Origin of the sequence: Pseudomonas nitroreducens NBRC 12694, from assembly GCF_002091755.1 — a bacterium.
GTDB classification, from domain to species: Bacteria; Pseudomonadota; Gammaproteobacteria; order Pseudomonadales; family Pseudomonadaceae; genus Pseudomonas; species Pseudomonas nitroreducens.
This window is the reverse complement of the sequence record NZ_BDAI01000019.1, coordinates 29,180-56,174: the sequence shown is the minus strand read 5'-3', so window position 1 is coordinate 56,174 and position 26,995 is coordinate 29,180. Positions and strand designations below refer to the sequence as shown.

Annotated in this window: 20 protein-coding genes and 2 pseudogenes; 11 read left to right on the top strand and 11 right to left on the bottom strand. The window is 66.5% G+C overall.

Going from position 1 to position 26,995, the window contains the following annotated elements; genetic code table 11:
- Positions 1 to 15: 15 nt before the first annotated feature.
- The 9 genes and pseudogenes from PNI01S_RS26840 to PNI01S_RS26800 form a co-directional block, all read right to left on the bottom strand.
- A complete protein-coding gene (locus tag PNI01S_RS26840; RefSeq protein WP_084359762.1) occupies positions 16 to 1,407 on the bottom strand; it encodes a GntP family permease in 1,392 nt (463 codons plus the stop codon).
- Positions 1,408 to 1,485: 78 nt separating this feature from the next.
- Positions 1,486 to 2,751, bottom strand: a complete 1,266-nt coding sequence (locus PNI01S_RS26835) for an OprD family porin (protein WP_084359761.1) — start codon at positions 2,749 to 2,751, stop codon at positions 1,486 to 1,488.
- 263 nt (positions 2,752 to 3,014) lie between these two features.
- A pseudogene (locus PNI01S_RS26830) lies at positions 3,015 to 4,485 on the bottom strand (sigma-54 interaction domain-containing protein).
- Between the two features lie 329 nt (positions 4,486 to 4,814).
- Positions 4,815 to 5,717, bottom strand: a complete 903-nt coding sequence (locus PNI01S_RS26825; protein WP_037018116.1) for a hydroxymethylglutaryl-CoA lyase — start codon at positions 5,715 to 5,717, stop codon at positions 4,815 to 4,817.
- Positions 5,718 to 5,852: 135 nt separating this feature from the next.
- Positions 5,853 to 7,814 (bottom strand): acetyl/propionyl/methylcrotonyl-CoA carboxylase subunit alpha, encoded by a 1,962-nt coding sequence (locus tag PNI01S_RS26820; RefSeq protein WP_084359759.1) that lies wholly within the window; start codon positions 7,812 to 7,814, stop codon positions 5,853 to 5,855.
- Complete coding sequence (locus PNI01S_RS26815; protein WP_084359758.1) at positions 7,814 to 8,626, bottom strand: gamma-carboxygeranoyl-CoA hydratase; 813 nt, start codon at positions 8,624 to 8,626, stop codon at positions 7,814 to 7,816. The genes PNI01S_RS26820 and PNI01S_RS26815 overlap by 1 nt, the downstream gene beginning before the upstream one ends.
- A 10-nt stretch (positions 8,627 to 8,636) precedes the next feature.
- Entirely contained in the window at positions 8,637 to 10,244 is a 1,608-nt protein-coding gene (locus PNI01S_RS26810) for a carboxyl transferase domain-containing protein (protein WP_084359757.1), read from the bottom strand.
- A 174-nt stretch (positions 10,245 to 10,418) separates the two neighbouring features.
- Complete coding sequence (locus tag PNI01S_RS26805) at positions 10,419 to 11,582, bottom strand: isovaleryl-CoA dehydrogenase (RefSeq protein WP_024765596.1); 1,164 nt, start codon at positions 11,580 to 11,582, stop codon at positions 10,419 to 10,421.
- 56 nt (positions 11,583 to 11,638) lie between these two features.
- Positions 11,639 to 12,043, bottom strand: coding sequence for a MerR family transcriptional regulator (locus tag PNI01S_RS26800; protein ID WP_024765595.1), 405 nt, complete (start codon positions 12,041 to 12,043; stop codon positions 11,639 to 11,641).
- A gap of 241 nt (positions 12,044 to 12,284) precedes the next feature.
- Here PNI01S_RS26800 and PNI01S_RS26795 point away from each other — a divergent pair, with 241 nt between their 5' ends.
- The 5 genes from PNI01S_RS26795 (at position 12,285) to PNI01S_RS26775 (ending at position 18,759) form a co-directional block, all read left to right on the top strand.
- Positions 12,285 to 14,183, top strand: a complete 1,899-nt coding sequence (locus PNI01S_RS26795; RefSeq protein ID WP_084359756.1) for a sigma-54-dependent Fis family transcriptional regulator — start codon at positions 12,285 to 12,287, stop codon at positions 14,181 to 14,183.
- Entirely contained in the window at positions 14,183 to 15,910 is a 1,728-nt protein-coding gene (locus PNI01S_RS26790; protein WP_037008782.1) for an ABC transporter ATP-binding protein, read from the top strand. The genes PNI01S_RS26795 and PNI01S_RS26790 overlap by 1 nt, the downstream gene beginning before the upstream one ends.
- Entirely contained in the window at positions 15,900 to 16,571 is a 672-nt protein-coding gene (qhpE, locus tag PNI01S_RS26785) for a subtilisin-like serine protease QhpE (protein ID WP_024765593.1), read from the top strand. The genes PNI01S_RS26790 and qhpE overlap by 11 nt, the downstream gene beginning before the upstream one ends.
- Positions 16,572 to 16,851: 280 nt before the next feature.
- Positions 16,852 to 18,168 carry a flavin-dependent monooxygenase QhpG gene (gene qhpG / locus PNI01S_RS26780; RefSeq protein WP_084359755.1) on the top strand — a complete coding sequence of 439 codons (1,317 nt, stop codon included), beginning with the start codon at positions 16,852 to 16,854 and terminating at the stop codon, positions 18,166 to 18,168.
- 63 nt (positions 18,169 to 18,231) lie between these two features.
- The gene (locus PNI01S_RS26775) at positions 18,232 to 18,759 is read left to right on the top strand and encodes a DUF3828 domain-containing protein (protein ID WP_038803153.1); all 528 of its coding nucleotides are present in this window, start codon (positions 18,232 to 18,234) and stop codon (positions 18,757 to 18,759) included.
- A gap of 249 nt (positions 18,760 to 19,008) precedes the next feature.
- Here PNI01S_RS26775 and PNI01S_RS26770 read toward each other — a convergent pair whose 3' ends face one another.
- Positions 19,009 to 20,394 (bottom strand): NAD-dependent succinate-semialdehyde dehydrogenase, encoded by a 1,386-nt coding sequence (locus PNI01S_RS26770; protein ID WP_024765590.1) that lies wholly within the window; start codon positions 20,392 to 20,394, stop codon positions 19,009 to 19,011.
- A 132-nt stretch (positions 20,395 to 20,526) separates the two neighbouring features.
- Here PNI01S_RS26770 and ptrR point away from each other — a divergent pair, with 132 nt between their 5' ends.
- From ptrR to PNI01S_RS26755, 3 genes are all read left to right on the top strand, one after another.
- The gene (gene ptrR, locus PNI01S_RS26765; RefSeq protein ID WP_024765589.1) at positions 20,527 to 21,405 is read left to right on the top strand and encodes a putrescine utilization regulator PtrR; all 879 of its coding nucleotides are present in this window, start codon (positions 20,527 to 20,529) and stop codon (positions 21,403 to 21,405) included.
- Between the two features lie 223 nt (positions 21,406 to 21,628).
- Positions 21,629 to 22,615, top strand: a complete 987-nt coding sequence (locus PNI01S_RS26760) for a choice-of-anchor Z repeating domain-containing protein (RefSeq protein ID WP_024765588.1) — start codon at positions 21,629 to 21,631, stop codon at positions 22,613 to 22,615.
- Entirely contained in the window at positions 22,612 to 23,421 is an 810-nt protein-coding gene (locus tag PNI01S_RS26755; RefSeq protein ID WP_084359754.1) for a peptidoglycan recognition protein family protein, read from the top strand. The genes PNI01S_RS26760 and PNI01S_RS26755 overlap by 4 nt, the downstream gene beginning before the upstream one ends.
- A 49-nt stretch (positions 23,422 to 23,470) precedes the next feature.
- On the opposite strand, the gene PNI01S_RS26750 is transcribed toward PNI01S_RS26755, so the two are convergent.
- The gene (locus PNI01S_RS26750) at positions 23,471 to 25,018 is read right to left on the bottom strand and encodes a nucleobase:cation symporter-2 family protein (protein ID WP_024765586.1); all 1,548 of its coding nucleotides are present in this window, start codon (positions 25,016 to 25,018) and stop codon (positions 23,471 to 23,473) included.
- A gap of 379 nt (positions 25,019 to 25,397) precedes the next feature.
- Between PNI01S_RS26750 and PNI01S_RS28720 the strand changes: the two are divergent.
- The 3 genes and pseudogenes from PNI01S_RS28720 to PNI01S_RS26740 all read left to right on the top strand — a co-directional run.
- A pseudogene (locus PNI01S_RS28720) lies at positions 25,398 to 25,532 on the top strand (LysR family transcriptional regulator); the annotation flags it as partial.
- A 98-nt stretch (positions 25,533 to 25,630) separates the two neighbouring features.
- Complete coding sequence (locus tag PNI01S_RS28715; RefSeq protein ID WP_226046402.1) at positions 25,631 to 25,807, top strand: LysR substrate-binding domain-containing protein; 177 nt, start codon at positions 25,631 to 25,633, stop codon at positions 25,805 to 25,807.
- Between the two features lie 494 nt (positions 25,808 to 26,301).
- Positions 26,302 to 26,994 (top strand): B3/B4 domain-containing protein, encoded by a 693-nt coding sequence (locus tag PNI01S_RS26740; protein ID WP_084359753.1) that lies wholly within the window; start codon positions 26,302 to 26,304, stop codon positions 26,992 to 26,994.
- Position 26,995: the final 1 nt, after the last annotated feature.

The following is a 26,995-nucleotide window of genomic DNA, read 5'->3' as shown; positions in this document are numbered from 1 at the left end:
GCCACAAGCGGATTCTCAGACGATGCCGGTGGCGTAGAAGGTGCTTATCACCACGAACACCGCGAGGGTCTTGATCAGTGTGATGGCGAAGATGTCCTTGTAGGCTTCGCGGTGGGTCAGGCCGGTGACCGCGAGCAGGGTGATGACCGCGCCGTTGTGCGGCAGGGTGTCCATGCCGCCGGAGGCCATGGCCGCCACCCGGTGCAATACTTCCAGCGGGATGTTGGCGGCCTGGGCGGCAGCGATGAACTGTTCGGACATGGCCGCCAGCGCGATGCTCATACCGCCGGACGCCGAGCCGGTGATGCCGGCCAGGGTGGTGACGGTGATGGCCTCATTGACCAGCGGATCGGGAATCTTCTTCAGTGCGTCGGCCAGTACCAGGAAGCCCGGCAGCGAGGCGATCACCGCGCCGAAGCCGTATTCCGAAGCCGTGTTCATGGCCGCCAGCAGCGCGCCGGAAACAGCGGTCTTGCTGCCCTCGGCGATCTTGCTGCGAATCACCGCGAAGCTGGTCACCAGCACCAGCAGGATGCCCAGCAGCAGCGCCGCCTGCACCGCCCAGATGCCGGTCAGCTTGGCCACATCGCTGGCCACCGGCGCGGCCATGCCGGCCAGTTGCAGGCTGTGGGTCTTGCCGTAGACCTGGGGAATCCAGTGGGTGAACAGCAGGTTGGCGACGCCCACCAGCACCAGCGGCGAGAGCGCCAGCAGCGGGTTGGGCAATCGGATGTCGTCCGCGGTTTCCGGCTCGTTGCGCAGTTCGTTGCCGTAGCCTTCACCGGCCGCGCGCGCCTTGCCGGCCTGGCGGCGGAGGAACAGCATGCCCACGGTGAACACGAACAGGCTGCCGATCACCCCCAGCCAGGGCGCGGCCCAGCCGGTGGTGTTGAAGAAGGCAGTGGGGATGATGTTCTGGATCTGCGGGGTGCCGGGCAGGGCGTCCATGGTGAAGCTGAAGGCGCCCAGGGCGATGGTCGCCGGGATCAGTCGCTTGGGGATATTGCTCTGGCGGAACATCTCGGCGGCGAACGGATAGACCGCGAACACCACCACGAACAGTGACACGCCGCCGTAGGTGAGCAGGGCGCAGACCAGCACGATCACCAGCATCGCCTGGCGGGTGCCGAGCAGGCGGATGGCCGCGGCGACGATGGAGCGCGAGAAGCCCGACAGCTCGATCAGCTTGCCGAACACCGCACCGAGCAGGAACACCGGGAAGTAGAGTTTGACGAAGCCGACCATCTTCTCCATGAACACGTCGGTGAAGGCCGGTGCCACGGCGGAAGGGTCGGTGAGCAGCACTGCCAGCAGCGCGGCGATGGGGGCGAAGAGGATCACGCTGTAGCCGCGGTAGGCGGCGAGCATCAGCAGGGCGAGGGCCGCGAGGGCGATGACCACGCTCATCGAAGTATCTCCAGTTGTCGCGCGGCTCCGGGCCGCGCGTCGTTCTTGTTGTAGTGGGATTGCCTGACGCTCAGATGATCACCACAGCGGCAGCACGTAGCTGAGGATCAGGCGGTTTTCGTCGAGGTCGTTGCCGAAGTGGCTGGAACGAACTGTCGCATTGCGCCACTTCACGCCGAAGTTCTTCAGCGGCCCGTTCTGCACCACGTAGCCGATGTCGGTGTCGCGCTCCCACTCCTTGCCTTCGGGCTTGCCGGCGCCCAGTTCGATGTTGTCGCCGGACAGGTAGCGCGTCATGAAGGTCAGACCGGGCACGCCAAGGGCGGCAAAGTCATAGTCGTAGCGCGCCTGCCAGGATTTCTCGTCGCGGTTGGCGAAGTCGCCGATCTGCACGAAGTTGACCAGGAAGGCGTCGGTGCCGCCGATGTAGGCGAAGCCGGTGTCGCCACTCATCTTCTGGTAGCCGGCGCCGAAGCCGTGGCCGCCGAGGGTGTAGGTGAGCATGGCGCCGAAGGCGCGGTTGTCGACGTTGCTGTGGCCGTCGTCGTCGGAGCGGGCGTAGCGCAGGTCGGTCTTCAGTGACTGGCCGGCGGCGATGGGCAGTACGTGCACCAGGTTGACGATGTGCTGGTCGTAGAGCCCGTCGAGCTTGGCGTAGCTGTAGCCGGTGGTGAGTTGCGGCGTCCACTTGTAGCTGAGGCCGGCGAAGTCGAACTGGTCGCTGGTGTCGGTGGCGACGATGCCGCGCGCGCTGCCACTGGTGACTGTCATGTCCTCGCGGTTGGACGAGTCGCGCTGGCTCACCTGGCGCAGGCGGCCGCCGTCGAAGGTCAGGCCGGCGAACTCGGCGGAATTCAGGTGCGCACCTTCGAAGGTCTGTGGCAGCAGGCGCGAATCGTTGGCCAGCACGGTGGGCAGCTTGGGCAGCAGGGTGCCGATCTTCAGCGTGCTCTTCGAGGCGCGCAGCTTGGCGGTCAGGCCCAGTTCGCTGTAGTCGTCCGGCGCGCCGTTGACCTTGTCCTTGTCGCGCGGCAGCAGGCCGGACCCGGCGCGGTCGGGGCTGGAGTCCAGCTTTAGGCCCAGTAGACCGATAGCATCGACGCCCACGCCGATGGTGCCTTCGGTGAAGCCGGATTCGTAGCGCAGCAGGAAGCCCTGCGCCCACTCGTCCTGCTTGGATTGCGCGGCGTTGTCCTGGCGGAAGTCGCGGTTGAAGTAGAAGTTGCGCAACTCGACGCTGGCCTTGCTGTCGGCAAGGAATTCGGCGAAGGCCTGGGGCGAAAGGGCGAGGGTGGAACCGAGGGCGGTGATGACGGCGGCATGATTGAGCGTGGAGCGGCTCATCGGGTGATCTCCTGGCGCGGCGCCGTATGCGAAGCGGGACTAGCCGTGGTGTCCGCTGGGGTCTGTTCGCGTTCGGGCAGCGTTGATTGTTGTTATGTCGGCTGTGCGGCGCGAAGGCCGCGAGAGGCGACATAGCCAGGACCGTGCCAGGATTGTAACTATTTGATTTATAAGTCTTATTTTGAGATTTTCGTGGATTGGGAGAAGCGGTTTGTCTCTAACTGGAGACAAGGCGACGGATTGAATCGCCTGGGGCCCATCACTCAAGAGTTTGGAGTGTTTGTCTCTTTTTTGAGACTTGTCTCTTTTTCAGGACTGAAGGCCCAGCGCTGCCATTTTCTTGTACAGCGTCGAGCGCCCCAGGCCCAGGCGTTGTGCGGCCGCATCGACGTTGCCGGCATGCTCGGCCAGGGTGTTGGCAATCAGTTCGCGCTCGAAGGCATCCCGTGCTGCGTAGAAGTCCTGCCCCTCGGCCAGACGGGTTCCCGGTGTCGTCGAGGCGACGGGCAGTGGCTGCAACTCGCCCAGTGCCGAACGCAGCGCGGCGGCGTCGATCTGCGGGCGATCACCCAGCAGCACGGTGCGCTCCAGCAGGTTGCGCAGCTCGCGCACGTTGCCCGGCCAGGAGTGCCGGGCGAGTAGGGCGAGGCCATCGGTGTTCAGTTCATAAAGTGTCTGGCGGTCGTCGCGCAGGCCGTCGAGGATGGCTTCGCACAGCGCCGGCAAATCCTCCAGGCGCTCGCGCAGCGGCGGAATCTCGATGGGCAGGACGTTGATGCGGTAGAACAGGTCGGCGCGGAAACGTCCCTCGCGCACGGCCGCAGCGAGGTCGATGGAGGTGGCGGCGATCAGGCGGATGTCGCTGCGCAGGACTTCGTTCGAGCCGACCGGTTCGAACTCCTTCTCCTGTAGCACCCGTAGCAGTTTGCTCTGCAAGGTCAGCGGCATGTCACCAATCTCGTCGAGGAACAGCGTGCCGCCCTGGGCGATCTGCAGCTTGCCGGCGCGGCCCTTGCGGTCGGCACCGGTGAAGGCGCCCGGCGCGGTACCGAAGAACTCGGCTTCCAGCAGGGACTCGGGAATGGCGGCGGCGTTGAGGCTGACGAAGGGTTTGTCGGCGCGTGGCGAGGTCGCGTGGATGGCGTGGGCCAGCAGTTCCTTGCCGGTGCCGGTCTCGCCCAGCAACAGGATCGGTGCCTCGCTGGCGGCACCCCGGCGGGCGCGGCGCTTCACTTCCAGGCTGGCCGGGCTGGTGCCGATGAAGTGGCCGAAGCTGTACTTCGCCTGGCGCGCCTGCAGCAGCGAACGGGTCGAGGCCAGCTCGGCCTGCATGCGCTGGTAGCGGGTGAGCAGGGGCGACAGCGCACGCAGTTCGTCGAACAGGGCGAAGCCGATGCCTCCGATGACCTCGCCCGCATCGTCGCGGATCGGCACGCGCATGACCACCAGCGGGTCCTTGGCCATGTCGAGGATGTCCAGCAGCATCGGCCGGCCGCTGCTGACCACTTCGCGCATCAGGCTGCCGGGGATCACCTGTTCTACCGGGCGGCCGACGGCCTGCTCGGCACTGTCCAGGCCGAAGCGCTGCGCATAGCGCTGGTTGATCCAGACGATCCGCGCCTCGCGGTCGACGATCACCGTGCCCTCGCTGAACTGCTCGAAGATCTCGAACAGCGAGCGGATCGCCAGTTGGCGGACGCTGGGGTAGTCCTTGAGGCTGTGGGTGTCGGTCATGGTCAGGCCGTGCGCGGGGAGGGCAGAGGGCGCACTGTACCGGGATGCGAAGATCAGGTCAGCCGGTAGGGCGAATAACGCCACAGGCGTTATCCGCCGATGGCTCGGCGCTGGATGAAGCGCGCTGCTTCAGGCGCCCTACGTTCTGGGAGTGTGCCGGCGAGCAGCCCCGTGAATCGGCGTCACCGGCTCCCCCTCACCCCAGCCCTCTCCCCGAGGAGAGGGGGCAGTCCGTGCCGGCTGACACATTGGTGTCAGCCGGCGCCGAACGGTTCCCTCTCCCTTTGGGAGAGGGTTAGGGTGAGGGGCTCTTGTAGGATCGGTCGACGTCAGCGCTTGGACAGTTGCGCCTTGGCCACCCGCGAGCCGTTGGGCTTGTCCAGCACCGCGCAGATGCGTTGGCCAGCATCGATCAGCTGGTCCAGGTCGACGCCGGTGTGGATGCCCAGGCCGCCCAGCAGGTAGAGCACGTCCTCGGTGGCGACGTTGCCGGTGGCGCCCTTGGCGTAGGGGCAGCCGCCCAGGCCGGCGACCGAGCTGTCGAACACCGCAATGCCTTCCAGGAGGCTGGCGTAGATGTTCGCCGTCGCCTGGCCATAGGTGTCGTGGAAGTGCCCGGCCAGTTGCGCGCGCGGCACGCGTTGGCCGACGACGTCGAACATGTGCCGGGTGGCGCCGGCGGTGCCGACGCCGATGGTGTCGCCCAGGGAGACTTCGTAGCAGCCCATGGCGTGCAGTTCCGCGGCGACGGCGGCGACCTGCTCTGCGTCCACTTCACCCTGGTAGGGGCAGCCGAGCACGCACGAGACATAGCCGCGCACGCGCACGCCGTGCTGGCGTGCCGCTTCCATCACCGGGACGAAGCGCTCCAGGCTCTCCTTGATCGAGCAGTTGATGTTCTTCTGCGAGAAGGCCTCGGAGGCGGCGGCGAATACCGCGACTTCCTTCACCTGGGACTCCAGCGCGGCTTCGAAGCCCTTCAGGTTCGGCGCCAGGGCTGCGTAGGTGACGCCGGCCTTCTGCCGGATGCCGGCGAAGACTTCGGCCGAGCCGGCCATCTGCGGCACCCACTTGGGCGACACGAAACTGCCGACTTCGATGTAGCCCAGGCCGGCGGCGGTGAGGTCATCGACCAGGCGCACCTTGTCGGCGACGGCGATGGGTTGCTTCTCGTTCTGCAGGCCGTCGCGCGGGCCGACTTCGACCAGGCGGACGGATGTTGGCAGTGTCATGAAATGTCCTCGTTGGGTTTGGGCGAAGGGCGCAGGAGCTTTCGGCCAAGTAGGGCGCATAAAGCGGAACGCTTTATGCGCCGTTGCCTGGTGGCGGATAACGCTGGCGCGTTATGCGCCCTACAAGAGCCGGGGTCAGGCCGGCGCTTCTTCCAGTTCGACCAGCGCGGTGCCTTCGGACACCAGTTCGCCCTCGCTGCAATACAGCGATTTCACCACGCCGGCGTGCGGCGCGCGAATGCTGTGTTCCATCTTCATCGCTTCGAGCACCACCAGTGCGGCGCCGGCTTCGACGCTCTGCCCCGGTTCGACCAGGATGCGCACGATGCTGCCGTTCATCGGCGCGCCCAGGCCGCCCTGGTGCGAATGCGCGGCTTCGGCCTCGGCGATGGCGTCGAAACGCTGCACGTTGACCAGTTCACCGTTCCACTCCAGATAGAGGCTGTCGCCACGGCGGATCACCTGATGGCGGCGGCGAATCTCGCCGTCCTTCACATCCAGCCACTGACCCTCGAGCTGGGCGATGCGCTGCCCATCGGCATGGCGCAGGCGCACCACGTGCGACTCACCCTTGGCCAGCAGGTGCAGGTCGGTCTCGCCCGGCAGGCCGCTGCGCCAGCCGCTCTGGGCGGACCAGGGCGAATGGGCGTCGTCGCCGCGCACGCGGGTGGCTTCGCTTTGCACCCAGGCTTCGCCGGCCAGTTGCCAGAAGCGCTCGGGCAGTGCGGTCGGAGCGGGCAGCAGGGTGTCCTGGTAGCGGGCGATGAAGCCGGTGTCCAGCTCGCCGTCGGCGAAGGCCGGATGGGCCAGCACGCGGCGCAGGAAGGCCAGGTTGGTCTTGAAGCCGCCAACGGCGGTTTCGGCGAGCATCGACAGCAGGCGCTGGCGCGCTTCCTCGCGGTTCTCGCCCCAGGCGATCAGCTTGGCCAGCATCGGGTCGTAGAACGGCGAGATGTCGTCGCCCTCGCGGATGCCGCTGTCGGTGCGGCGGCCGGGGCCGGCGGCGGGTTCGCGGTACAGCGCCAGATGGCCGCTGGCGGGCAGGAAGCCGCCCTCGGGGTCTTCGGCATACAGGCGCACTTCGATGGCATGGCCGTTCAGCGGCACCTGTTCCTGGGTGATCGGCAGCGGCTCGCCACGGGCGACGCGGATCTGCCAGGCGACCAGGTCGAGGCCGGTGATGGCTTCGGTGACCGGATGTTCCACCTGCAGGCGGGTGTTCATTTCCATGAAGAAGAACTGCCCGCTGCCTTCGTCGTAGAGGAACTCCACGGTGCCGGCGCCGACGTAGCCGATGGCCTGGGCCGCGCGCACAGCGGACTCGCCCATGGCGGCGCGCAGTTCGGCGGAGAGGCCGGGTGCCGGCGCTTCTTCCACCACCTTCTGGTGGCGGCGCTGGATCGAGCAGTCGCGCTCGTTGAGGTACAGGCAGTGGCCGTGCTGGTCGGCGAACACCTGGATTTCCACGTGGCGCGGCTTGGTCAGGTATTTCTCCACCAGCATGCGCGAATCGCCGAAACCGGACTGCGCTTCACGCTGGGCGGATTCCAGCGCCTCGGCCAGTTCGGCCTCGCGCTCGACGACCTTCATGCCTTTGCCACCGCCACCGGCGGCGGCCTTGAGCAGCACCGGGTAGCCAATGCGCTGCGCTTCGCGCTGGAAGGTGGCGTAGTCCTGCGCCTCGCCGTGGTAGCCGGGCACCAGCGGTACGCCGGCGGTTTCCATCAGCGCCTTGGCCGCAGACTTGCTGCCCATGGCGTCGATGGCGCTGGCCGGCGGGCCGAGGAAAATCAGCCCGGCCTCTTCGCAGGCGCGGGCGAAGCCGGCGTTCTCCGAGAGGAAGCCGTAGCCAGGGTGAATGGCCTGGGCACCAGCGGCCTTCGCGGCGGCCAGCACGGCGTCAGCGCGCAGGTAGCTTTCAGCCGGTTTGGCGCCGCCCAGGTCGATGGCGATGTCCGCCTCTTCGACGTGGCGGGCATTGCGGTCGGTGGCGCTGTGCACGGCCACGGTGGTCAGGCCCAGGGCCTTGGCGGTGCGCATCACGCGGCAGGCGATCTCGCCGCGGTTGGCCATCAGCAGGGTATCGATCTTCTTCATCAGACTTGCTCCTGCCAGGCCGGCTTGCGCTTCTCCAGGAAGGCGCGCAGGCCTTCCTGCCCCTCGGGGCTGATGCGGATGCGGGCGATGGCGGCTTCGGTGTAGCGGCGCAATTCGGGCTTGAGATCACCGGCGCCAATTTCGTGGAACAGCGCCTTGCAGGCGACCAGGGCCGCCGGACTGTTGTTCAGCAGGTTGGCGATCCACGCTTCGGCCTCGTCGTCCAGTTCGGCCGCCGGATAGGTTTCGTCCACCAGGCCCAACTCTCGCGCGCGGATGCCGCTGAAGCGCTCGGCGGTCATTGCGTAGCGGGTGGCGGCGCGCTGGCCGATGGCCTTGGTGACGAAGGGGCCGATGGTGGCCGGGATCAGGCCGATGCGCACTTCGGACAGGCAGAACTGCGCGTCCTCGGCGGCCAGCACCATGTCGCAGCAGGCGGCCAGTCCGACACCGCCGCCAAACGCCGCGCCCTGGACGATGGCGAGGGTCGGCTTCTTCAGTTGGTGCAGGTTGTAGAGCAACTCCGCGAGTTGCTGGGCGTCGTTCAGGTTGCCCTGGTAGTCCAGCTTCACGGACTCCTGCATCCACGCCAGGTCCGCACCGCCGCAGAAGTGGCGGCCACGGCCGCGCAGCACGACGAGGCGTACGCGGTCGTCGTTGGCCACGGTGTCCAGTGCCTGGATCAGCTCGGCGATGGTCTGTGCGTTGAAGGCGTTGTTCTTCTCCGGGCGGTTCAGCCACAGGCTGGCGACGCCGCGCGGGTCGATATCGAGCTCGATGCTCTCAAAAGAGAAAGTCTGATAGTCGGTCATGGCTGCGGCCTTACATGCGGAAGACGCCGAAGCGGGTTGCTTCGACAGGCGCGTTGAGCGAGGCGGAGAGGGCGAGGCCGAGCACGTCGCGGGTCTGCGCCGGGTCGATCACGCCGTCGTCCCACAGGCGGGCGCTGGAATAGTAGGGATGGCCCTGGCGCTCGTACTGCTCGAGGATCGGTGCCTTGATCTTTGCCTCGTCTTCGGCGGACAGCGCAGAGCCTGCGCGTTCGGCCTGCTCGCGCTTGACCTGGGCCAGCACGCCGGCAGCCTGTTCGCCGCCCATCACGCCGATCCGCGCGTTGGGCCACATCCACAGGAAGCGCGGGTCGTAGGCGCGGCCGCACATGCCGTAGTTACCGGCGCCGAAGCTGCCGCCGATGATCACGGTGAACTTCGGCACCTGGGCGCAGGCCACGGCGGTGACCAGCTTGGCGCCGTGCTTGGCGATGCCGCCGGCCTCGTACTTCTGGCCGACCATGAAGCCGGTGATGTTCTGCAGGAACACCAGCGGGATGCCGCGCTGGCAGGCCAGTTCGATGAAGTGCGCGCCTTTCTGCGCGGCCTCGGCGAAGAGGATGCCGTTGTTGGCGAGAATCGCCACCGGGTAGCCGTGCAGGTGGGCGAAGCCGCACACCAGGGTGGTGCCGAACAGCGCCTTGAACTCGTCGAATTCGCTGCCGTCGACCAGGCGGGCGATGATCTCGCGCACGTCGAAGGGCTGCTTGCTGTCCACCGGAATGACCCCGTACAGCTCGTCGGCGGCGTACAGCGGCGCGCGCGGGGCGCGGGTGTTGAGCTGGCCCTGCTTGGTCCAGTTGAGGTTGGCGATGCAGCGGCGGGCGATGGCCAGCGCGTGCTCGTCGTCCTCGGCGTAATGGTCGGCCACGCCGGAGGTCTTGCAGTGCACGTCGGCGCCGCCCAGGTCCTCGGCGCTCACCACTTCACCGGTGGCGGCCTTCACCAGCGGCGGGCCGGCGAGGAAGATGGTGGCCTGGTTGCGCACCATGATGGTCTCGTCGCTCATCGCCGGCACGTAGGCGCCGCCGGCGGTGCAGGAGCCCATCACCACGGCGATCTGCGGGATGCCCTGGGCGCTCATGTTGGCCTGGTTGAAGAAGATGCGGCCGAAGTGCTCGCGGTCGGGGAAGACTTCGTCCTGGCGCGGCAGGTTGGCGCCGCCAGAGTCCACCAGGTAGATGCACGGCAGGCGGTTCTGCTGGGCGATGGTCTGGGCGCGCAGGTGCTTCTTCACGGTCAGCGGGTAGTAGCTGCCACCTTTTACCGTGGCGTCGTTGCCGACGATCATGCATTCCACGCCTTCCACGCGGCCGATGCCGGCGACCACGCCGGCGGCGGCGACGTCTTCGCCGTACACCTCATGGGCGGCGAGGGCGGAGACTTCGAGGAAAGGGGAGCCGGCGTCGAGCAGGCGGTTGATGCGCTCGCGCACCAGCAGCTTGCCGCGCGCAGTGTGCTTGGCCTGGGCGGCGGCGCCGCCGCCTTCATGGACGCGGCCGAGGACGGCGCGCAGGTCCTGGACGTTCTCCAGCATGGTCGCGGCGTTGGCGGCGAAGTCGGGGGAACGCGGGTTGATCTGGGTGTGCAGGATGGCCATGGGGGCTCCATCAGGTTGAGCTCGGTGCGGGGGCTTTTCTCTCACCCCGACCCTGGCTGCGCGCCCCGCTCCTGAGGGAGAGGGGGCGCAATCGGAACGCTGAAGGTTCAGCCGGCACCGCTCAGTTCCCTAACCCTCCGGGAGAGGGTTAGGGTGAGGGTGCTCTCAGGCTGCTCAGCGGGTCTCGTTGAACAGCTCGCGGCCGATCAGCATGCGGCGGATTTCGCTGGTGCCGGCGCCGATCTCGTAGAGCTTGGCGTCGCGCAGCAGGCGGCCGGTGGGGAACTCGTTGATGTAGCCGTTGCCGCCAAGTATCTGGATGGCGTCCAGGGCCATCTGGGTCGCGCGCTCGGCGGTGTAGAGGATCACCCCGGCGGCGTCCTTGCGGGTGGTTTCGCCACGGTCGCAGGCCTGGGCCACGGCATAGAGATAGGCGCGGCTGGCGTTGAGCTGGGTGTACATGTCGGCGACCTTGCCCTGGATCAGCTGGAACTCGCCGATGCTCTGGCCGAACTGCTTGCGGTCGTGGATGTAGGGAACGATCACGTCCATGCACGCCTGCATGATGCCGATCGGGCCGCCGGCAAGAACCACGCGCTCGTAGTCCAGGCCGCTCATCAGCACCTTTACGCCGCCGTTGACTGCGCCCAGCACGTTCTCTTCCGGCACTTCCACATCATCGAAGAACAGCTCGCAGGTGTTCGAGCCGCGCATGCCCAGCTTGTCGAACTTGCTGCCACGGCTGAAGCCTTTCCAGTCGCGCTCGACGATGAACGCGGTGATGCCGTGGGCGCCTTTTTCCGGTTCGGTCTTGGCGTAGATCACATAGGTGTTGGCATCCGGGCCATTGGTGATCCAGGTCTTGCTGCCGTTCAAGACGAAGCGGTCGCCGCGCTTCTCGGCGCGCAGCTTCATCGATACCACGTCGGAGCCGGCGTTGGGCTCGCTCATGGCCAGGGCGCCGATGTGCTCGCCGCTGATCAGTTTGGGCAGGTACTTAGCCTTCTGCTCGGCGTTGCCGTTGCGCTTGATCTGGTTGACGCACAGGTTGGAATGCGCCCCGTAGGACAGGCCGACCGACGCCGAGCCACGGCTGATTTCCTCGATGGCGATGACGTGGGCCAGGTAACCCATGTTGGCGCCGCCGTATTCCTCCGCCACGGTGATGCCGAGCAGGCCCATGTCGCCGAACTTCTTCCACATGTCCATGGGGAACAGGTTGTCGGCGTCGATCTGCGCGGCGCGCGGGGCCAGTTCGCTGGCGACGAAGCCCTGCACCTGCTCGCGCAGCATGTCGATGGTTTCGCCGAGGCCGAAGTTGAGGGAGGGGTAGCTCATGGAATCACCTGTACTTGTATTTATATGCGGATGAGAGAGCGGGCAGGGCGGCGAGATCAGCTCGTGGCGCGCTGCTTGCGGGGTTTGTCGGTCTCGGCCATGGCCGCCAGGCAGCGCTCCTCGGCCGTGTCCAGTTCCAGTTTCATCTGCTCGATGTCGAGCAACTGTTGCTCAAGCTGCGCGCGGCGCGCGGTGATCTTGTCGAGGAAGGTCTGCAGCTGCCTGGTGTTGCCGCTGCTGGGGTCGTAGAGGTCGATCAGCTCCTTGCACTCGGCCAGCGAGAAGCCGATGCGCTTGCCGCGCAGGATCAGCTTCAGGGCTACCAGGTCCTTGGCGCTGTAGATGCGCTCCTGGCCACGGCGCTCGGGGCTGAGCATGCCTTGCTCCTCGTAGAAGCGGATGGCGCGGGTGGTGACGTCCAGTTCGCGGGCCAGCTCGGAGATGGTGTAGGTCGTGGGCATGGGAATCTTCTTGCTCGGTCGTTTACCTTTACGTTAACGTAAACCTGCCTTGGGTCACTGTCAACACACCTCGCAGGCGGCGTAGGAAAGGTGGATGGCGCGGGAATTGCCTCGTGGTCGCCTCTAACCTTTCCCACCAGGGGCTTCCCCTTTACGGACGCCGCCGGCGGGTGTACACAGCCCTGACCAGCCTGCGAGTTCCGTGCCCTGAAAGAGGGCGCGGAACCTACCGGAGCGATGCATGACGACAAGAACAATAAGCAGCAACCTGTTGCGCGAAGCCCACCTTGCCCGTGAACACCTGCAGCAGGAGGGCGAAGTGCCCAGCGGCGTGCTCCGCGAGGAAATCGACGCCTCCTGGCGACGCAGCCTCGGCCACGGCCTGGACTGCGCCAGCGGCACCGAGCACGGCCTCGACACGCGGGTGAAGCCCGACGTGCTGCTGGCCGGCAATCGCCTACTGCTCGACGCCGCCACGCCCGAGCTCGACTACCTGCAGCAGCGCCAGGGCCACGACGGCGTGATCATCCTGGCCAACGCCGACGCCACCATCCTGTCCGTCGAAGGCGCGCGCGAGCGCATGCAGAGCAAGGGCCTGGCCGATATCGTCCAGGGCGCCTGCTGGAGTGAAGCTTCCCGCGGCACCAACGCCCTGGGCACCGCGCTGGTGGAAAAGCGCGCCACGCAGATCGACTGCGGCGAACACTTCCTCGACCGCCTGAGCCGCTTCTCCTGCACCTCGGTGCCCATCGAGGGGCCGCAAGGCACGTTGCTCGGTGTGCTCGACATGACCCGCGAAGGGCCGCTTTCCGGTCCGCGGGAAAGCCTCTCGCTGCTCAGCCTCGCGGTGTTCCAGATCGAGGCGCGGCTGTTCGCCGTCAGCCATCCGGGACAGGTGGTGATCGCCTTCCATTACCGCCGCCAGTACCTCGATTCCGCCTGGCAGGGCCTGCTGGCGCTGGGGCTGGACGGCAAGGTGCTGGCCGTCAGCGGCCAGGCCTGCCAGTTGCTCGGCGCCAACCGCGAAGCCCTCGTCGGCCGGCGCAGTGAAGATTTCCTCGGCGTGCGCGGTGAGCAGCTCATCGCGCGGCTATACCAGGGCGGCGTGGGCAGCCTGCAGACGCCCAAGGGCGAGCTGTTCTACAAGACCCTGCAAGCGCCGCTGCGCAGCCATGCGGTGCCGGTCAGTACGCGTGCACCGCGCCCGGCGGCCGGTCCCGAACTCGAAGCTCTGGCCGGCAATCACCCCCGCTACGCCCGTGCCCTGCGCATGGCGCGCCAGGGGTTGGTGAACGAACTGCCCGTGCTGCTGCTGGGCGAAACCGGCAGCGGCAAGGAAGTGGTGGCCCGTGCCCTGCACCAGGCCAGCGCGCGCAGCGACAAGCCCTTCGTCGCGGTGAACTGCGCGGCGATTCCCGAGGGCCTGATCGAGTCCGAACTCTTTGGCTACCGCGACGGCGCCTTTACCGGCTCTCGGCGCGGCGGCATGGTCGGACGGCTGCAGCAGGCCCACGGCGGCACGCTGTTCCTCGATGAAATCGGCGATATGCCCCTGGCCCTGCAGGCGCGGCTGTTGCGCGTACTGCAGGAGCGCAAGGTGGCGCCGCTGGGCGCCGGCGAAGAGCAGGACATCGACGTCGCGCTGATCTGCGCCACCCACCGCGACCTCAAGCGCCTGGTGGAAGAGAAACACTTCCGCGAGGACCTCTACTACCGCGTCAACGGCATCAGCGTGAAGCTGCCGGCGCTGCGCGAACGCGACGACCTCGCCGAGCTCGCCAGGGGTCTACTGGCACGCCTGGGCGCACCCAAGGTGAAACTTTCAGCCGAACTGCTCGGCCTGCTGCGCGAATACCATTGGCCGGGCAACATCCGCCAGCTGGAGATGGTCCTGCGCACCGCGCTGGCCATGCGCGAGGAGGGCGAGGAGGAACTTGGCCTCGACCATCTGCCCGACAGCACTCTCGACGAACTCGCCGCTGGCGAGCGGCCGCAGAGCGGCAGCATCCGCGAGAACGAACTGGAGTTGATCCGCCAGGCGCTGGAGCGCCACCAGGGCAACGTTTCCGCCGCTGCCGATGCGCTGGGCATCAGCCGCGCCACGCTGTACCGCAAGCTCAAGCAACTCAAGGTGGGCTGATGTTCTTCACCCGCCTGATCGAGAGCGACGATCCCCAGGCGCTCAAGGCTTCGCTGCGTTGGCTGTACGGCTTCGTGAGGCCGCACAAGGCGGCCATCGCCGGCCTGCTCGGGTTGTCGTTCTGCGCATCCCTGCTGGTGCTGGCGCAGCCCTGGCTGACCAAGACGCTGATCGACGACGGCTTGCTGGCGAAGAACTTCCCGGTGCTGGTGACGGTGGCGGTGGCGATGATCATCGTCGGCCTGGCGGGTACGGCGTTGTCCGGCCTTAACCGCTACCTGCACACGCGGCTGTCCGGGCGCATCCTGTTCGCCTTGCGCGATGCGTTGTACCGCCACCTGCAGACGCTTTCGCCGAGCTTCTTCGGCCGCCGTCGCATCGGCGACCTGATGTCCCGGCTGGATGGCGATGTCGCGGAAATCCAGCGCTTCGCCGTGGACTCGCTGTTCTCCGCCGTTTCCAGCGTGATCGGCCTGGTTGGTGCGCTGGTGCTGTTGCTGACCCTGTCGTGGAAACTGTCGCTGCTGGTGGCGCTGCTGATTCCGCTGGACGTGCTCTGGCTGCGCTGGATGCGGCGCAAGGTCGAGCGCGAGGCGCGCGGTTTGCGCGAGCGTTCGGCGGACCTTTCGTCGTTCTTCGTCGAGACCCTGCCGGCAATGAAGTTCATCCAGTCCGCCGGCCAGCAGAACCGCGAAGCCGGGCGCCTGGAAGGCCTGGGGCAGGGCTATCTGGGCCAGCTGCTGCGCCTGCAACTCACCGAGTTCTTCACCCAGGCCGTGCCGGGCACGCTGATGTCGCTGTCCCGCGCCTGCGCCTTCCTGGTCGGTGGCTACTGGGTGGTGCAGGGCACCTGGCAACTGGGTTCGCTGATCGCCTTTTCCACGTACCTGGGCATGGCCATCGGGCCGGTGCAGAGCCTGCTCGGCCTGTATGTCGCGTTGCAGCGCATGACGGTCAGCCTTGGCCGGGTGATGGAACTGCGCGGCGAGGAGGCCAGCATCGTTTCACCGGTCTCTCCACGGGCCATGCCTGCGATTGGCGAGCTGCGCCTGGAGAACCTGAGCTACGCCTGGCCGGGCCGTGCGCAAGCCGTTTTGCTGGACGTACAGGCGGTGATTCCTGCCGGCCTGAAAGTCGCGCTGAGCGGCCCATCAGGCGTCGGCAAGAGCACTTTGATCGACTTGCTGCAACGCTTCTACGACCCCGACAAGGGGCGCATCCTGCTGGACGGCGTGGACCTGCGCGAACTCGACCTGCAAGCCCTGCGCCGGCGCGTGGCGGTGGTCAGCCAGGACATCGTGCTGTTCCGCGGCAGCCTCGCCGACAACCTGGCCTACAGCGCACCCGAGTCGAGCCGCGAGGCCATCGAGAAGGCCGCTCGCGCCGCACAGCTGGACAGCCTGATCGCCAGCCTGCCCGAAGGCCTCGACAGCCCGCTGGGCGAGCGCGGCCAGCAGCTGTCCGGTGGGCAGAAGCAACGCATCGCCATTGCCCGCGCGCTGCTGCAGGACCCGCTGATCCTGGTGCTGGACGAGGCTACTTCGCAGGTGGACGAGAGCACCGAACGCGAGGTGATCGCGGCCATCGACCAGTTGTTTGCCGGGCGTACGCGATTGCTGATCAGCCACCGTACTTCCACGTTGGCCGCCGCCGACCTGTACCTGGAATTGCAGGACGGGCAGATGCGCGTGCGCGCAGCGCAGCCGGTGCAGCGACATGAGGCCTGAGCTGCGGGTCGGGGTGGTCGATAGCGGTTTTGCCGAGTCGCAGTCAGCGAATGTCAGCGCTGCGCGCCGTTTCTTCCTCACCGACACCGGCCATGCTGGAAGCGAACCCCAGGTGGATGCCCTTGGCCACGGAAGCGCTGTCTGCGAAGCCATTCTTTCCCATGCGCCGAGTGTCCGACTGTCTGTCGCACAGGTCTTCGATGAACGCGGCGTGACCAGCCCGCTGCAGATCGCCGCTGCGCTGCACTGGCTCGGCGAGCAGGGTGTGCGGGTGATCAACCTGAGCCTGGGCGTGCGCCAGGATCGGCCGATCCTGCGTGATGCCGTGGCGGAACTGGTCGAAGCCGGCCTGATCGTTTGCGCGTCCAGCCCGGCGCGGGGGGAAGCGGTGTTTCCGGCAGGTTATCCGGGTGTGATTCGCGTAACGGGTGATGCGCGCTGCGGTGAAGGCGAGTGGTCCTGGCTGGATAGTCCGCAGGCGGATTTTGGCGCGGCGGTGAAGGTTGGCGGGCGTTCCGGGGCGAGCCTGGGGTGTGCGGCTTTTTGCGGGCATCTGGCGGCATTGCTGGTGGAACGACCGGAGCTTTCCAATGTGCAGCTCATTGAGCTGATGCGGGAGCGGGCAGCTTTTCGGGGGATCGAGCGGAAGGTGAGTTTGTGAGTCATGGTCGAGTTCTTTCCCCTCACCCCAACCCTCTCCCGGAGGGAGAGGGAGCCGTCCTCTGCAAGCGTTCATTACGCAGACTTTCCCGCGGCCCTCTGCGTGCGAAGAAACTCCCAAGCACGCCGATCAGTCCCTACTCCCTCCGGGAGAGAGCCGTCCTCTGCAGGCGTTCAGTTCTGAGACTTTGCTGCAGCCCTCGGCGTGAGCAGAAATCCCCATGCACGCCGATCAGTCCCCTCTCCCTCTGGGAGAGGGCTAGGGTGAGGGCCTCCGTAGCATGAGTGAACGCCCGATCCTGATTCTTGGCGCCGGCCCCGCCGGAGCCGCCGTCGCCCTCGGCCTGCGCCGTCTCGGTCATCCCGTCACAGTGATCAGCGAATGGCGCCGCTTCGCCGCCGTCGAAGGTGTCTCCCAGCGCGTACTCGAAGGCCTGCGCAATGCCGGCTTGCGGCATGCGCTGGAGTGCGCCGCGCCACCCTCACAGCGTCGCGTGCACTGGAACGGCGTGGAAAGCGCGCAGAACATCGAATGCATCCTCGACCGTCCGCGCTTCGATGCCGGGCTGCGCGAGGATATGGCGCAAGCCGGTGTCGAGCTGATCGAAGCGCAGGTGCTGGCAGTGGAGAAAGACGGCGCTGCTTGGCGCGTGACGCTGGATGACGGCCGGGTAGTGCAGGGCGCCTTCCTCGTCGAAGCCCGCGGCCGCCAGGCACCATTGAATCAAAAGGGCCAGAAGGCCCGGCGCGGCCCGGAAACCCTCAGCCTGCTGAATCGCTGGCGGGGCGAGCCCGGTCCTTTGGCGACAGCGGTGGAGAGTCTGCCCGACGGCTGGGCGTGGATGGCGCGGCTGGAGGATGGGCGCTGCTACTGGCAGCTCACCCTGGACGTCGCCAGCAGCCAACTGCCGCCCCGCGAGCAACTGCTGGACTACTGCCGCGAGCGCCGCCGCGCGTCGAGGCTGGTCCGGCAACTTTTCGGGGATGCCGAGGAGCGCGAACTGGACCTGCACGCCCGCAGCAGCACGGCGATCCTCTGCCTGGAGGCTTGCGGCGATAACTGGATTCGCGTGGGCGATGCGGCGATGGCGGTGGATCCGTTGTCGGGCAATGGCATCTTCCAGTCGCTGTCCTCGGCCTTGCAGGCGCCGCTGGTGATCAACACGCTGCTGCGCGCGCCGGAGCGGGCTGAATTGGCCAAGCGCTTCCACCGGCAACGGGTCGAGCAGCTGTTCCTGCGCTTCGCCCGCGTTGGCCGTGACTTTTATGCCAGCGAAGAACAATGGAGTGGCCAGCCGTTCTGGCAGGCTCGCCGCGGGTGGCCGGACGAGCAGCCGAGCCACGTGCCTGCGGATTTCGCCAGCCTGCGCATCGAGCGTGCACCGGTCCTGAAGGGCGAGTTCGTCGATGAGGCGGAAGTGGTGGTCAGCGCCGATCAGCCGCTGGGCATCTGGCACCTCGACGGCCTGGAACTGGCGCCCTGGCTACGGCGGCTGCGCGCGGAGCCGGAAGCCCAGGTGCTGGCGGACCTGCCGCCGGAACGGCGTCGAGCCTTCCAGGGCTGGCTGCTCGCCCAGGGCTATCGCCCGCAGCTTTAACCACTTCACGGATTTTCGAGGCTGCGCCGGGCGATGATGTACGGCTGCCCGATGGAGAATCCCATGGCCTTCCTGCGATCCGCCTTTGCCCTGTCGCTGATCCTGCTGACGCTCTTCGATACCTCGCTCGCGGCTTCGACGTCGGCGGTCGACACCGCCAGCGCGGAACGCTTCCTGCGCCAGTTGTACGCCAGCTATTCGCCGGACGGGCCGGGCGTGCCGAACCCGTCGCTGAAGGAAGAGGACGTCTACGATGCCTCGCTGATCGCCCTGATGAAGGCCGACCAGGACGCCGCCGATGGCGAGCTGGGCTACCTGGGTGGCGACCCGCTATGCGATTGCCAGGACTGGGGCGATATCAAGGTGAAGTCGCTGGAGTTTGCGCCGGTGGACGATGAGCGAATCAAGGCCCGGGTGGTGCTCAAGGATGCACTGACCGGGGAGGACCGCGACCTTGGCCTGCTGTTGCATCGCACGTCAGGCGGCTGGCTCGTCGAGGACTGCTTCAACGAGCAGGGCAGCCTGGCCGAGAATCTCCGGCATAGCACCCGTGAGCTCCTGCAGCTGAAGAAGGGCGCGGCCAAGCCCTGATGCAGAAGCGCCTCAAGTTCTTGTAGGGCGCATAACGCGCAAGCGTTATCCGCCGAAGGATGAGCCGGCGGATAACCTGTTCCAGGTTATGCGCCCTACGGCTTGATGACGGACTTCGGTCCGGTTCGCGAGCAAGAAGTCTGCCCCTGCAAAGGCCCTTCTGCCTTGAACGAAACGCACGGCACATCGCCCATGAAAAAGGCCCCGCTACCGCTTGGCGATAGAGGGGCCTTCTGCTTTCAGAGCGGCTTACTTGCGGTCGATCCAAACGGTCTGCGGGTTGGTGAACTCGCGCAGGCCGAAGTGCGACAGTTCGCGACCGAAGCCGCTTTTCTTCACGCCGCCGATCGGTACGCGCGGATCGGAAGCGGAGAAGCCGTTGATGAACACGCCACCGCTGACCAGGCGACGGGCCATGTGCTGGGCCTTGGCCTTGTCGGCAGTCCAGATCGCGCCGGAGAGGCCGAACTCGCTGTCGTTGGCCAGTTCCAGGGCGTGCTCGGCGTCGCGGGCGACGATCAGCGAGGCGACGGGGCCGAAGATTTCCTTCTTGAACGCGGTGTTGCCCGGCTGCACGTTGGCCAGCACGGTCGGCGCGTAGTAGTTGCCTTCGCCGTCGAGCTTGTGGCCGCCCAGCAGCAGGGTGGCGCCGTCGGCGATGGCTTGCTGTACCTGGCCGTCCAGCTCGTCGCGCAGGTCGAAGCGGGCCATGGGGCCGACGAAAGTGTCGTCTGCCAGCGGGTCGCCGATCTTCAGCGCTTTCACCGCAGCCAGCAGCTTCTCGGTGAAGGCCGGGGCGATGGATTCTTCGAGGATCATGCGCTTGGCGGCGATGCACACCTGGCCGCAGTTGCCGAAGCGGCTGGCGACGGCAGCCTTCACGGCGGCGTCGAGGTCGGCGTCGGCGAGCACGATGAAGGCGTCGGAGCCGCCCAGTTCCAGCACGCACTTCTTCAGCGCGGCACCGGCCTGGGAGGCGATGGCGGCGCCCGCGCCGACGCTGCCGGTCACGGCGATGGAGGCGATACGGTCATCGGCGATGGCCTTGGAGACCAGCGGCGGCTCGACGTTCAGCACCTCGAACACGCCTTCCGGCAGGCCGGCCTGCAGCCAGGCGTCGCGCAGCTGATAGGCGCAGCCCATGACGTTGGGCGCGTGCTTGAGCACGTAGGTGTTGCCGCCGAGGATGATGCTGACCGCGCCACGCATGACCTGCCAGGTGGGGAAGTTCCACGGCATCACGGCCAGGACTGGGCCCAGCGGCAGGTAGGAGATGTACGCGCCGTCGATGCTGGTCTTCTCGTCTTCGAGCATGGCCGGGCCGTTGTCGGCGTACCACTCGCAGAGATTGGCGCACTTGTTGATCTCGCCACGGGCCTGGGTGACCGGCATGCCCATTTCCTGCGCTTCCATGCGAGCCATCGGCTCGACGTTGGCGCGCAGCACCTCGGCCATCTTGCGCAGCACGGCGACACGTTCGGCGATGCCGGTGTCGCGCCATTGGCGGAACGCGGCGTCGGTGCGGGCCAGCGCGGTTTCCAGCTGGGCGGCGTCTTCGAAGGTGTAGCGGGCCAGTTCCTGGCCGGTGGCGGGGCTGCGGGAGATGGCAGCGGGGATGGCGGCGATCTGGTTCATGGTGAGTCCTGCTTGTTCTGTAGGAGGCGGTTCGTCCGGTCGCACTGGCTCCGGAATGACGCTGAAATTAAGATGTCGAACCATTCATGTAAAATGAATAATCAAGAAAGACTCTTTCTCCAGGAGAGAATGATGGACCTGACCCAGCTGGAAATCGTCCGCGCCGTCGCCACCGAAGGCAGCATCACCGCCGCTGCGGCCCGTCTGCACCGCGTGCCTTCGAACCTGACCACGCGGATCAAGCAGTTGGAAGCGGAGCTGGGCACCGAGCTGTTCATCCGCGAGAAGCTGCGCCTGCGTCTGTCGCCAACCGGGCGCAGCTTTCTCGACTACGCCGAGCGCATCCTCGATCTGGTGGAGGAAGCCAGGCAGGTCGCGGTGGGCGCCGAGCCGCACGGCGGGTTCTCCCTGGGCTCGATGGAAAGCACGGCGGCGGTGCGCATCCCGGAGATGCTCGCTCGCTATCACCAGAATTGCCCCAAGGTACAGCTGGACCTGTCCACCGGCCCGTCGGGGGAGATGATCGACGGCGTGCTCTCCGGCCGCTTCATCGCCGCCTTCGCCGACGGCCCGGCCAACCACCCGCAACTGGACGGCCAGCCGGTGTACCGAGAAGAGCTGGTGTTGATGAGCGCCAAGCACCATGCGCCGGTGCATGACGCGCGGGACGTGGCGGGGGAGACGGTATTCGCCTTCCGCGATACCTGTTCCTACCGCAAGCGCCTGGAGGGTTGGTTCGCCGAACACCGGGTGGTGCCGGGCAAGATCGTCGAGATGGAGTCCTACCACGGCATGCTCGCCTGCATCGCGGCGGGCGGCGGCGTGGCGATCATCCCGCGGGGGATGTTCGACAGCCTGGCCGGCGGTCGCAACGTGGCGATCCACCGGCTGGCGCCGCAGCATGCCGATGCGACGACCTGGCTGTTCTGGCGGCGCGGCACCGATACGCCGGCGCTGCGGGCCTTTATCGAGCTACTGGACGCGCCGGGCGCGGAAACCGAAGCGGCTTGATTTCAGCGCTGAAACAGCAGCTGTTTCAGCGCTGCAACGTAACGTTGGCAATACGCTCGAATTTATCCGCAAAGCCCCCTTGCAGAGCCTTTGCGCTGCGCTAACGTGAGCTGGACTGTCAGCCGTGCGAATGCGCGGAAGGCGCCCGTGGTTGGAGCATTGGGCGCATGCCGTGGCGCTTCGCGACAGGGATCGTTTCCATCCCTCGTTGCCCGGAGCCACTATGGACACACGCCCCCGGACCCGTCGCGCGAATCGTCTGCAGATATGGACGATGGGCGCTGGCCTGATCTTCCTTTCCCTTCTGCTGGCCTGGCTGCTGGTGTCGTTGTGGCCGCAGCACTACCCGAAGTTCCCGCTGGCCGGTGTCGAAGGCGATGCTGGCGCGCAATGCCTGCTCGGCTGGTGCCCTGGCCCAGATGCCCGGCTGCTGGTAATGGTTATGGTCGCGGGCGGCCTGGGCAGCTTCGTGCATATCGCCAAGTCGTTCGGCGACTTCGTCGGCAACGACCGCTTCATGGCCAGCTGGATCTGGTGGTACATCCTCAAGCCCTTTATCGGCATGATCCTCGCGCTGATGCTCTACCTGGTCATCCGCGGCGGATTCCTCACCGTCGGCACCACGGCGGCTGCCGATGACGGTGTGGTCAACGTCAACCTCTACGGCCTGGTGGGCATGGCATGCCTTGCCGGTATGTTCGCCAAGCAGGCCACCGACAAGCTGGGCGAGCTGTTCGACACCCTGTTCCGTACCCGTGAAAGCGACAAGCGCCGCGACGGTCTGGGCAATCCCGTGCCGACCTTGACCGACGCACAGCCTGGCGCCGTGGATGCCCAGTCCCTCCATGTCTGCCTGCAGGGCGGCGGTTTCGTGCGCGGCGCCGTCGTCCAGGTCAACGGCGTGAGCCGTGAAACCACCGTCAGCGACAGCACTCGCCTGGCGGTGCAGCTGCTGGAGGAGGACCTGCTGACGGGCCGCCAACTGAGCCTGGTGGTAGTCAATCCGCCTCCGGGGGGAGGCGCCTCGGCGCCGCTGATGCTGCCGTTGCTGGAGGCTGCCGCGCCGCCGCTCGCGGCGCCGGTGGGGCTGTCGGCGCCTGGCGTCGTCATGCTGCACCCGGAGGTTGAGATCGACGGTTGCGATTGCCCCATCGAAGAGGAAACCGCGGACGAGGACCTGCCCGCCGCTACCGGAGGAGTCCAAGCATGAACTACGCGTTGACCTGGTTGCCGGACGTGCTCGAAGCCGCCGGCTTGAAAGTCGCCCGTGTGGACGGCTGGAGCAGTCGCGGGGTGGGTGATATGGGGCAGGTGCATGGCGTGATCTGCCATCACACCGCTGGCCCGTTGCGCGGCAATATGCCCAGCCTGAAGACCCTGATCGAGGGGCGCCGTGACCTCAGTGGGCCTCTGGCCCAGCTGGGGCTCGGGCGTGACGGCACCTACTACGTGATCGCCGCCGGCCGCTGCAACCATGCCGGCAAGGGAAGCTGGGAAGGCTTAAGTTCCGGCAACAGCAGCTTCATCGGCATCGAGGCGGAAAATACCGGGCTCGATGAAGCCTGGAGCGATGTACAGATGGACAGCTACCAGCGCGGTGTCGCGGCCATTCTCAAGCACCTGAAGCAGGACGAACAGGCCTGCGCCGGCCACAAGGAGTACGCCCTGCCGCATGGGCGCAAGAACGATCCGACCTTCGACATGGAGGCATTTCGCACGAGGGTGCGCGAGATACTCGATGGCAAGGCGATCCTGCGTCCGATGATCCCGGCCCTGGAGTCGGATACGGTGCCTGGTCAGTTACCGCGGCCGACCTTGCGGCGCGGTGCGGTAGGTGACCTGGTGCGCCTTGTCCAGCGTGCCTGTGGTGCCGATGAGGACGCCCATTTTGGCGCGAAGACCGAAGCTGCGGTGCGGGAGTTCCAGCGCCGCCACGAGCTGGTGGCCGATGGCATAGTGGGGCCGAAGACCTGGCGGCTGATCGATCAGGCCCTGCAGCAGGAACAGGCGCCCTGAATGAAAAAGGCCCCGGAAGGGGCCTTTTTCATGGACGTCTGACTGAGTATCAGGCGCTGCTGTTCACCGTCTCGCGCTTGAGCGGTCTGGTCGCTGGCGCGTGGTGCTCGTCGTGGTCGTGATCGTCGACGATTACCGGTACTTCGTTGCCCTCGGCGTCAAACAGCTTGCCGTTCTGGAAGTAGTCACCCTCGTTCAGCGCGGCGATGTCACGGTAGCGCAGGGTGCGTTCCTCGGCGGCGACGAACACCGACTGCTGGTCCGAGTTGCCGGTCTTGAAGTGGTTGAACAGCAGGTTGAGGCCGATGGCCATGATCGCCGCCGAGCTGATGCCCGAGTGGAAGATGGTGGCGAACCAGCTGGGGAAGTGCTCGTAGAAGCTTGGCGCGGCGATCGGGATCATGCCGAAGCCGATCGAGGTGGCGACGATGATCAGGTTCATGTTGTTGCGGTAGTCGACCTTGGACAGCGTGCGGATGCCGCTCGCCGCCACGGTGCCGAACAGCACCACGCCAGCGCCGCCCAGCACGGAGGAGGGCACCGCGGCGATCACCCGGCCCATCACCGGCAGCAGGCCGAGGGTCACCAGGATCAGGCCGCCGGTGGCTACCACGTAGCGGCTCTTGACGCCGGTCACCGCCACCAGGCCGACGTTCTGGGCGAACGCGCTCTGGGTGAAGGAGCCGAAGATCGGCGCCACTATGCTCGACGCCATGTCGGCGCGCAGGCCGTTGCCCAGGCGCTTGGAGTCGACCTTGGTGCCGATGATCTCGCCCACGGCGAGGATGTCCGCCGAGGTCTCCACCAGGGTCACCATGATCACGATCAGCATCGACAGGATCGCGGCGATGTGGAAGGTCGGCATGCCGAAGTGGAAGATCGCCGGGAAGGCCACCATCGGACCTTCGGCCACGCGGGAAAAGTCGGTCATGCCCAGGGCGGCGGCGATCAGGGTGCCGATCACCATGGCCAGCAGGATCGACAGGCGCGAGATCGACGCGCTGCCCAGTTTGCTCAGCAGCAGGACGATCACCAGGGTGAGCGCGGCCAGGCCGATGTTGGCCATGCTGCCGAAGTCCGGTGCCTTGGGGTTGCCGCCCATGGCCCAGCGCGCGGCCACCGGCATCAGCGTCAGGCCGATGGTGGTGATGACGATGCCGGTCACCAGCGGCGGGAAGAACTTGGTGATGCGCGAGAAGATCGGCGTGATCAGGAAGCCGATGAACGAGGCGGCCATGACTGCGCCGAGCACGGCATTCAGGCCGCCGCCCTCGTAGCCGCCGCCGAGGATGGCGATCATGGTGGCGACGCCGGCGAAGGATACGCCCTGCACCAGCGGCATCTGTGAGCCGAAGAACGGGATGCCGAGGGTCTGCAGCAGGGTGGCGAGGCCGCCGGCGAACAGCGAGGCGGCGATCAGCAGGCCGATTTCGCTGGGGGAGAGCCCGGCCGCCTGGCCGAGGATCAGGGGTACGGCGACGATACCGCCGTACATGGTCAGAACGTGTTGCAGGCCGTACGCCAGGTTGGCGCCGATTCCGAGGTTCTCGTCTTCCGGGCGTGCGCCGGCGGACGCTACAGCTGAACGATCATTCATGGCTGAGGACTCGCTTGTTTTTGTTGTGCGGCCACTGTAGACAAAGTTCGTGGGAAATATCCACTGGTTTGTATACATTTTTGCGTCCAATGGTCCGGAATCTGACCGGGTGGTTAGGTGCCTTTTCCGTTGAGATGGCTCTGTAATCAGCGTTATGCATGAAATCCTGACTCGATATGCTCTGCCCAAAATGTGTGCATTCTTGAATCCAAAAGCACCAGTTGGCTGCATGCAAAGCGCCGCAAGCTTCTTTGCACCCACCTGGACACAGGACTTCGCAAATTGCGGGCCAGAGGTGCCTGGAGCGCGTTGCATTCCCGGGTGAAGGCCGCTCCTGCTATAACCGTCCGTCACGATTTGCGCAGGACTGCTTCAGAAGGTGGCCCTCCCGCCACTGCACAGTTTCAGGGTGTTCGAAAGCGTGGCCCGCCTGGGCAGCCTGGCGGCGGCTGCCATCGAACTGCACGTCACCAGCGGCGCGGTCAGCCAGCCGGTCAAGGCGCTGCAGGCCGGCCTGGGTGTGGAGCTGTTCGAGAAGCGCGGCCGCCAGTTGGGGCTGACCGCCAGTGGGCGAGCGCTGCAGAAGAGCGTGGTCAGCGCGCTGGCTTCGGCGTGGCGCTCAGCGACGAGACGGTTTCACAGCGCGACCTCGACGAAGGCCGGCTGGTGCGTCCGGCGCCGATCTCGGTGGCGGCAGTGCACAACTACTACGTGGTCTGCCCCGAGGCGAAGCGGGAACGCCCGGAGGTCCGGGCGTTCATCGAGTGGTTGCTGTCGGTTGGTGAGTAGTGCTCAACCCGGGAGCGCTGTGGCTTGGGTGAGTCTGCAAAAGGCGGCTTGGGCGCAGGCCTCAGTAGCCGTAACCGCGCCCATCCGTGAACTGGATGTCGGTCAGGATGCTGATGTCCTTCTCCATCTCACCGCTGGCAGGGGCGCACTTCAATGCACGATTTCTGTGGCCCGACAGTTCAGTTCGACTAAAGCATTGCGGATTAGCTGGGCTGATTTTTGAGAGCTTGCATAAGCCTGGCTAATACTTCATTCGGGGATTTCATGGCAGCGTCGGCGCCTTCCCGGTAGAAATAGCCTGGCCAGGCTTGCTGCCCGGCGCCTTCGTGCCCACCGACTCCGGAGACATTCCCATGAGGTCCAGATGGACCACTTTGCTTTGCCTGCTGAAAACCCTGTCCGTTGCCTGGGGCGACTACCACAAGCGCAACTTCGTCCGCCGCTGAGATGGGCAATTTGATCGTCCGCATTCGCTGTACACCAAGGATTTCGCCATGCATCCCGTCACGCCTCGCATTGCCCCCGCCATCGCCGCCATCGCCCCCGGCTTTCGGGCCCTGAGCATCACGGTCGAGGCCGCGCCGATCCGCCACCCGGCGGTGGCCGAGCAGGCCCTGCAGCGAGCCTGCGCGGCTCTCCTGGCGGGTGAGCCGGCCTGGGCCGAGGCACACCTGGCGGCGTGGGCCGACGTGTTCCGCCGTTTTGGTGCCAAGCCTCAGCGCACGCCCTGCTCGGCGGAGGCGCTGCGCAAGCGTGTACTGCGTGACGGCAGCCTGCCGGTCATCGATCCGGTGGTGGACCTGTACAACGCCATCAGCGTGCAGTTCGCGATTCCGGTGGGTGGGGAGAACCTCGCCGCCTACGCCGGAACCCCGCGCCTGGTGATCGCCGACGGCAACGAACTCTTCGACACCATGAAGGACGGCGCGCCGGCCCACGAATCGCCCGAATCCGGCGAAGTCATCTGGCGTGACGACCTCGGTGTCACCTGTCGCCGCTGGAACTGGCGGCAGGGCGTGCGCACCCGCCTGGACGCCGACGCGCAGCAGATGTGGTTCATCCTCGAAAGCCTGCCGCAGATGCCGCTGGAAGCCCTGCGCGAGGCGGGCGACCAACTGATCGCCGGGTTGCAGGCGATGATGCCGGGCGCCAAGGCCGAGGCGCAGTTGGTGGAGTGCCGGGGTTAAG

What these genes read in the sequence shown, in the direction of transcription:
- PNI01S_RS26840 (WP_084359762.1), bottom strand. Translation starts at nt 1,407, where the DNA reads ATGAGCGTGGTCATCGCCCTCGCGGCCCTCGCCCTGCTGATGCTCGCC.
- PNI01S_RS26835 (WP_084359761.1), bottom strand. Translation starts at nt 2,751, where the DNA reads ATGAGCCGCTCCACGCTCAATCATGCCGCCGTCATCACCGCCCTCGGT.
- PNI01S_RS26825 (WP_037018116.1), bottom strand. Translation starts at nt 5,717, where the DNA reads ATGACACTGCCAACATCCGTCCGCCTGGTCGAAGTCGGCCCGCGCGAC.
- PNI01S_RS26820 (WP_084359759.1), bottom strand. Translation starts at nt 7,814, where the DNA reads ATGAAGAAGATCGATACCCTGCTGATGGCCAACCGCGGCGAGATCGCC.
- PNI01S_RS26815 (WP_084359758.1), bottom strand. Translation starts at nt 8,626, where the DNA reads ATGACCGACTATCAGACTTTCTCTTTTGAGAGCATCGAGCTCGATATC.
- PNI01S_RS26810 (WP_084359757.1), bottom strand. Translation starts at nt 10,244, where the DNA reads ATGGCCATCCTGCACACCCAGATCAACCCGCGTTCCCCCGACTTCGCC.
- PNI01S_RS26805 (WP_024765596.1), bottom strand. Translation starts at nt 11,582, where the DNA reads ATGAGCTACCCCTCCCTCAACTTCGGCCTCGGCGAAACCATCGACATG.
- PNI01S_RS26800 (WP_024765595.1), bottom strand. Translation starts at nt 12,043, where the DNA reads ATGCCCACGACCTACACCATCTCCGAGCTGGCCCGCGAACTGGACGTC.
- PNI01S_RS26795 (WP_084359756.1), top strand. Translation starts at nt 12,285, where the DNA reads ATGACGACAAGAACAATAAGCAGCAACCTGTTGCGCGAAGCCCACCTT.
- PNI01S_RS26790 (WP_037008782.1), top strand. Translation starts at nt 14,183, where the DNA reads ATGTTCTTCACCCGCCTGATCGAGAGCGACGATCCCCAGGCGCTCAAG.
- qhpE (WP_024765593.1), top strand. Translation starts at nt 15,900, where the DNA reads ATGAGGCCTGAGCTGCGGGTCGGGGTGGTCGATAGCGGTTTTGCCGAG.
- qhpG (WP_084359755.1), top strand. Translation starts at nt 16,852, where the DNA reads ATGAGTGAACGCCCGATCCTGATTCTTGGCGCCGGCCCCGCCGGAGCC.
- PNI01S_RS26775 (WP_038803153.1), top strand. Translation starts at nt 18,232, where the DNA reads ATGGCCTTCCTGCGATCCGCCTTTGCCCTGTCGCTGATCCTGCTGACG.
- PNI01S_RS26770 (WP_024765590.1), bottom strand. Translation starts at nt 20,394, where the DNA reads ATGAACCAGATCGCCGCCATCCCCGCTGCCATCTCCCGCAGCCCCGCC.
- ptrR (WP_024765589.1), top strand. Translation starts at nt 20,527, where the DNA reads ATGGACCTGACCCAGCTGGAAATCGTCCGCGCCGTCGCCACCGAAGGC.
- PNI01S_RS26760 (WP_024765588.1), top strand. Translation starts at nt 21,629, where the DNA reads ATGGACACACGCCCCCGGACCCGTCGCGCGAATCGTCTGCAGATATGG.
- PNI01S_RS26755 (WP_084359754.1), top strand. Translation starts at nt 22,612, where the DNA reads ATGAACTACGCGTTGACCTGGTTGCCGGACGTGCTCGAAGCCGCCGGC.
- PNI01S_RS26750 (WP_024765586.1), bottom strand. Translation starts at nt 25,018, where the DNA reads ATGAATGATCGTTCAGCTGTAGCGTCCGCCGGCGCACGCCCGGAAGAC.
- PNI01S_RS26740 (WP_084359753.1), top strand. Translation starts at nt 26,302, where the DNA reads ATGCATCCCGTCACGCCTCGCATTGCCCCCGCCATCGCCGCCATCGCC.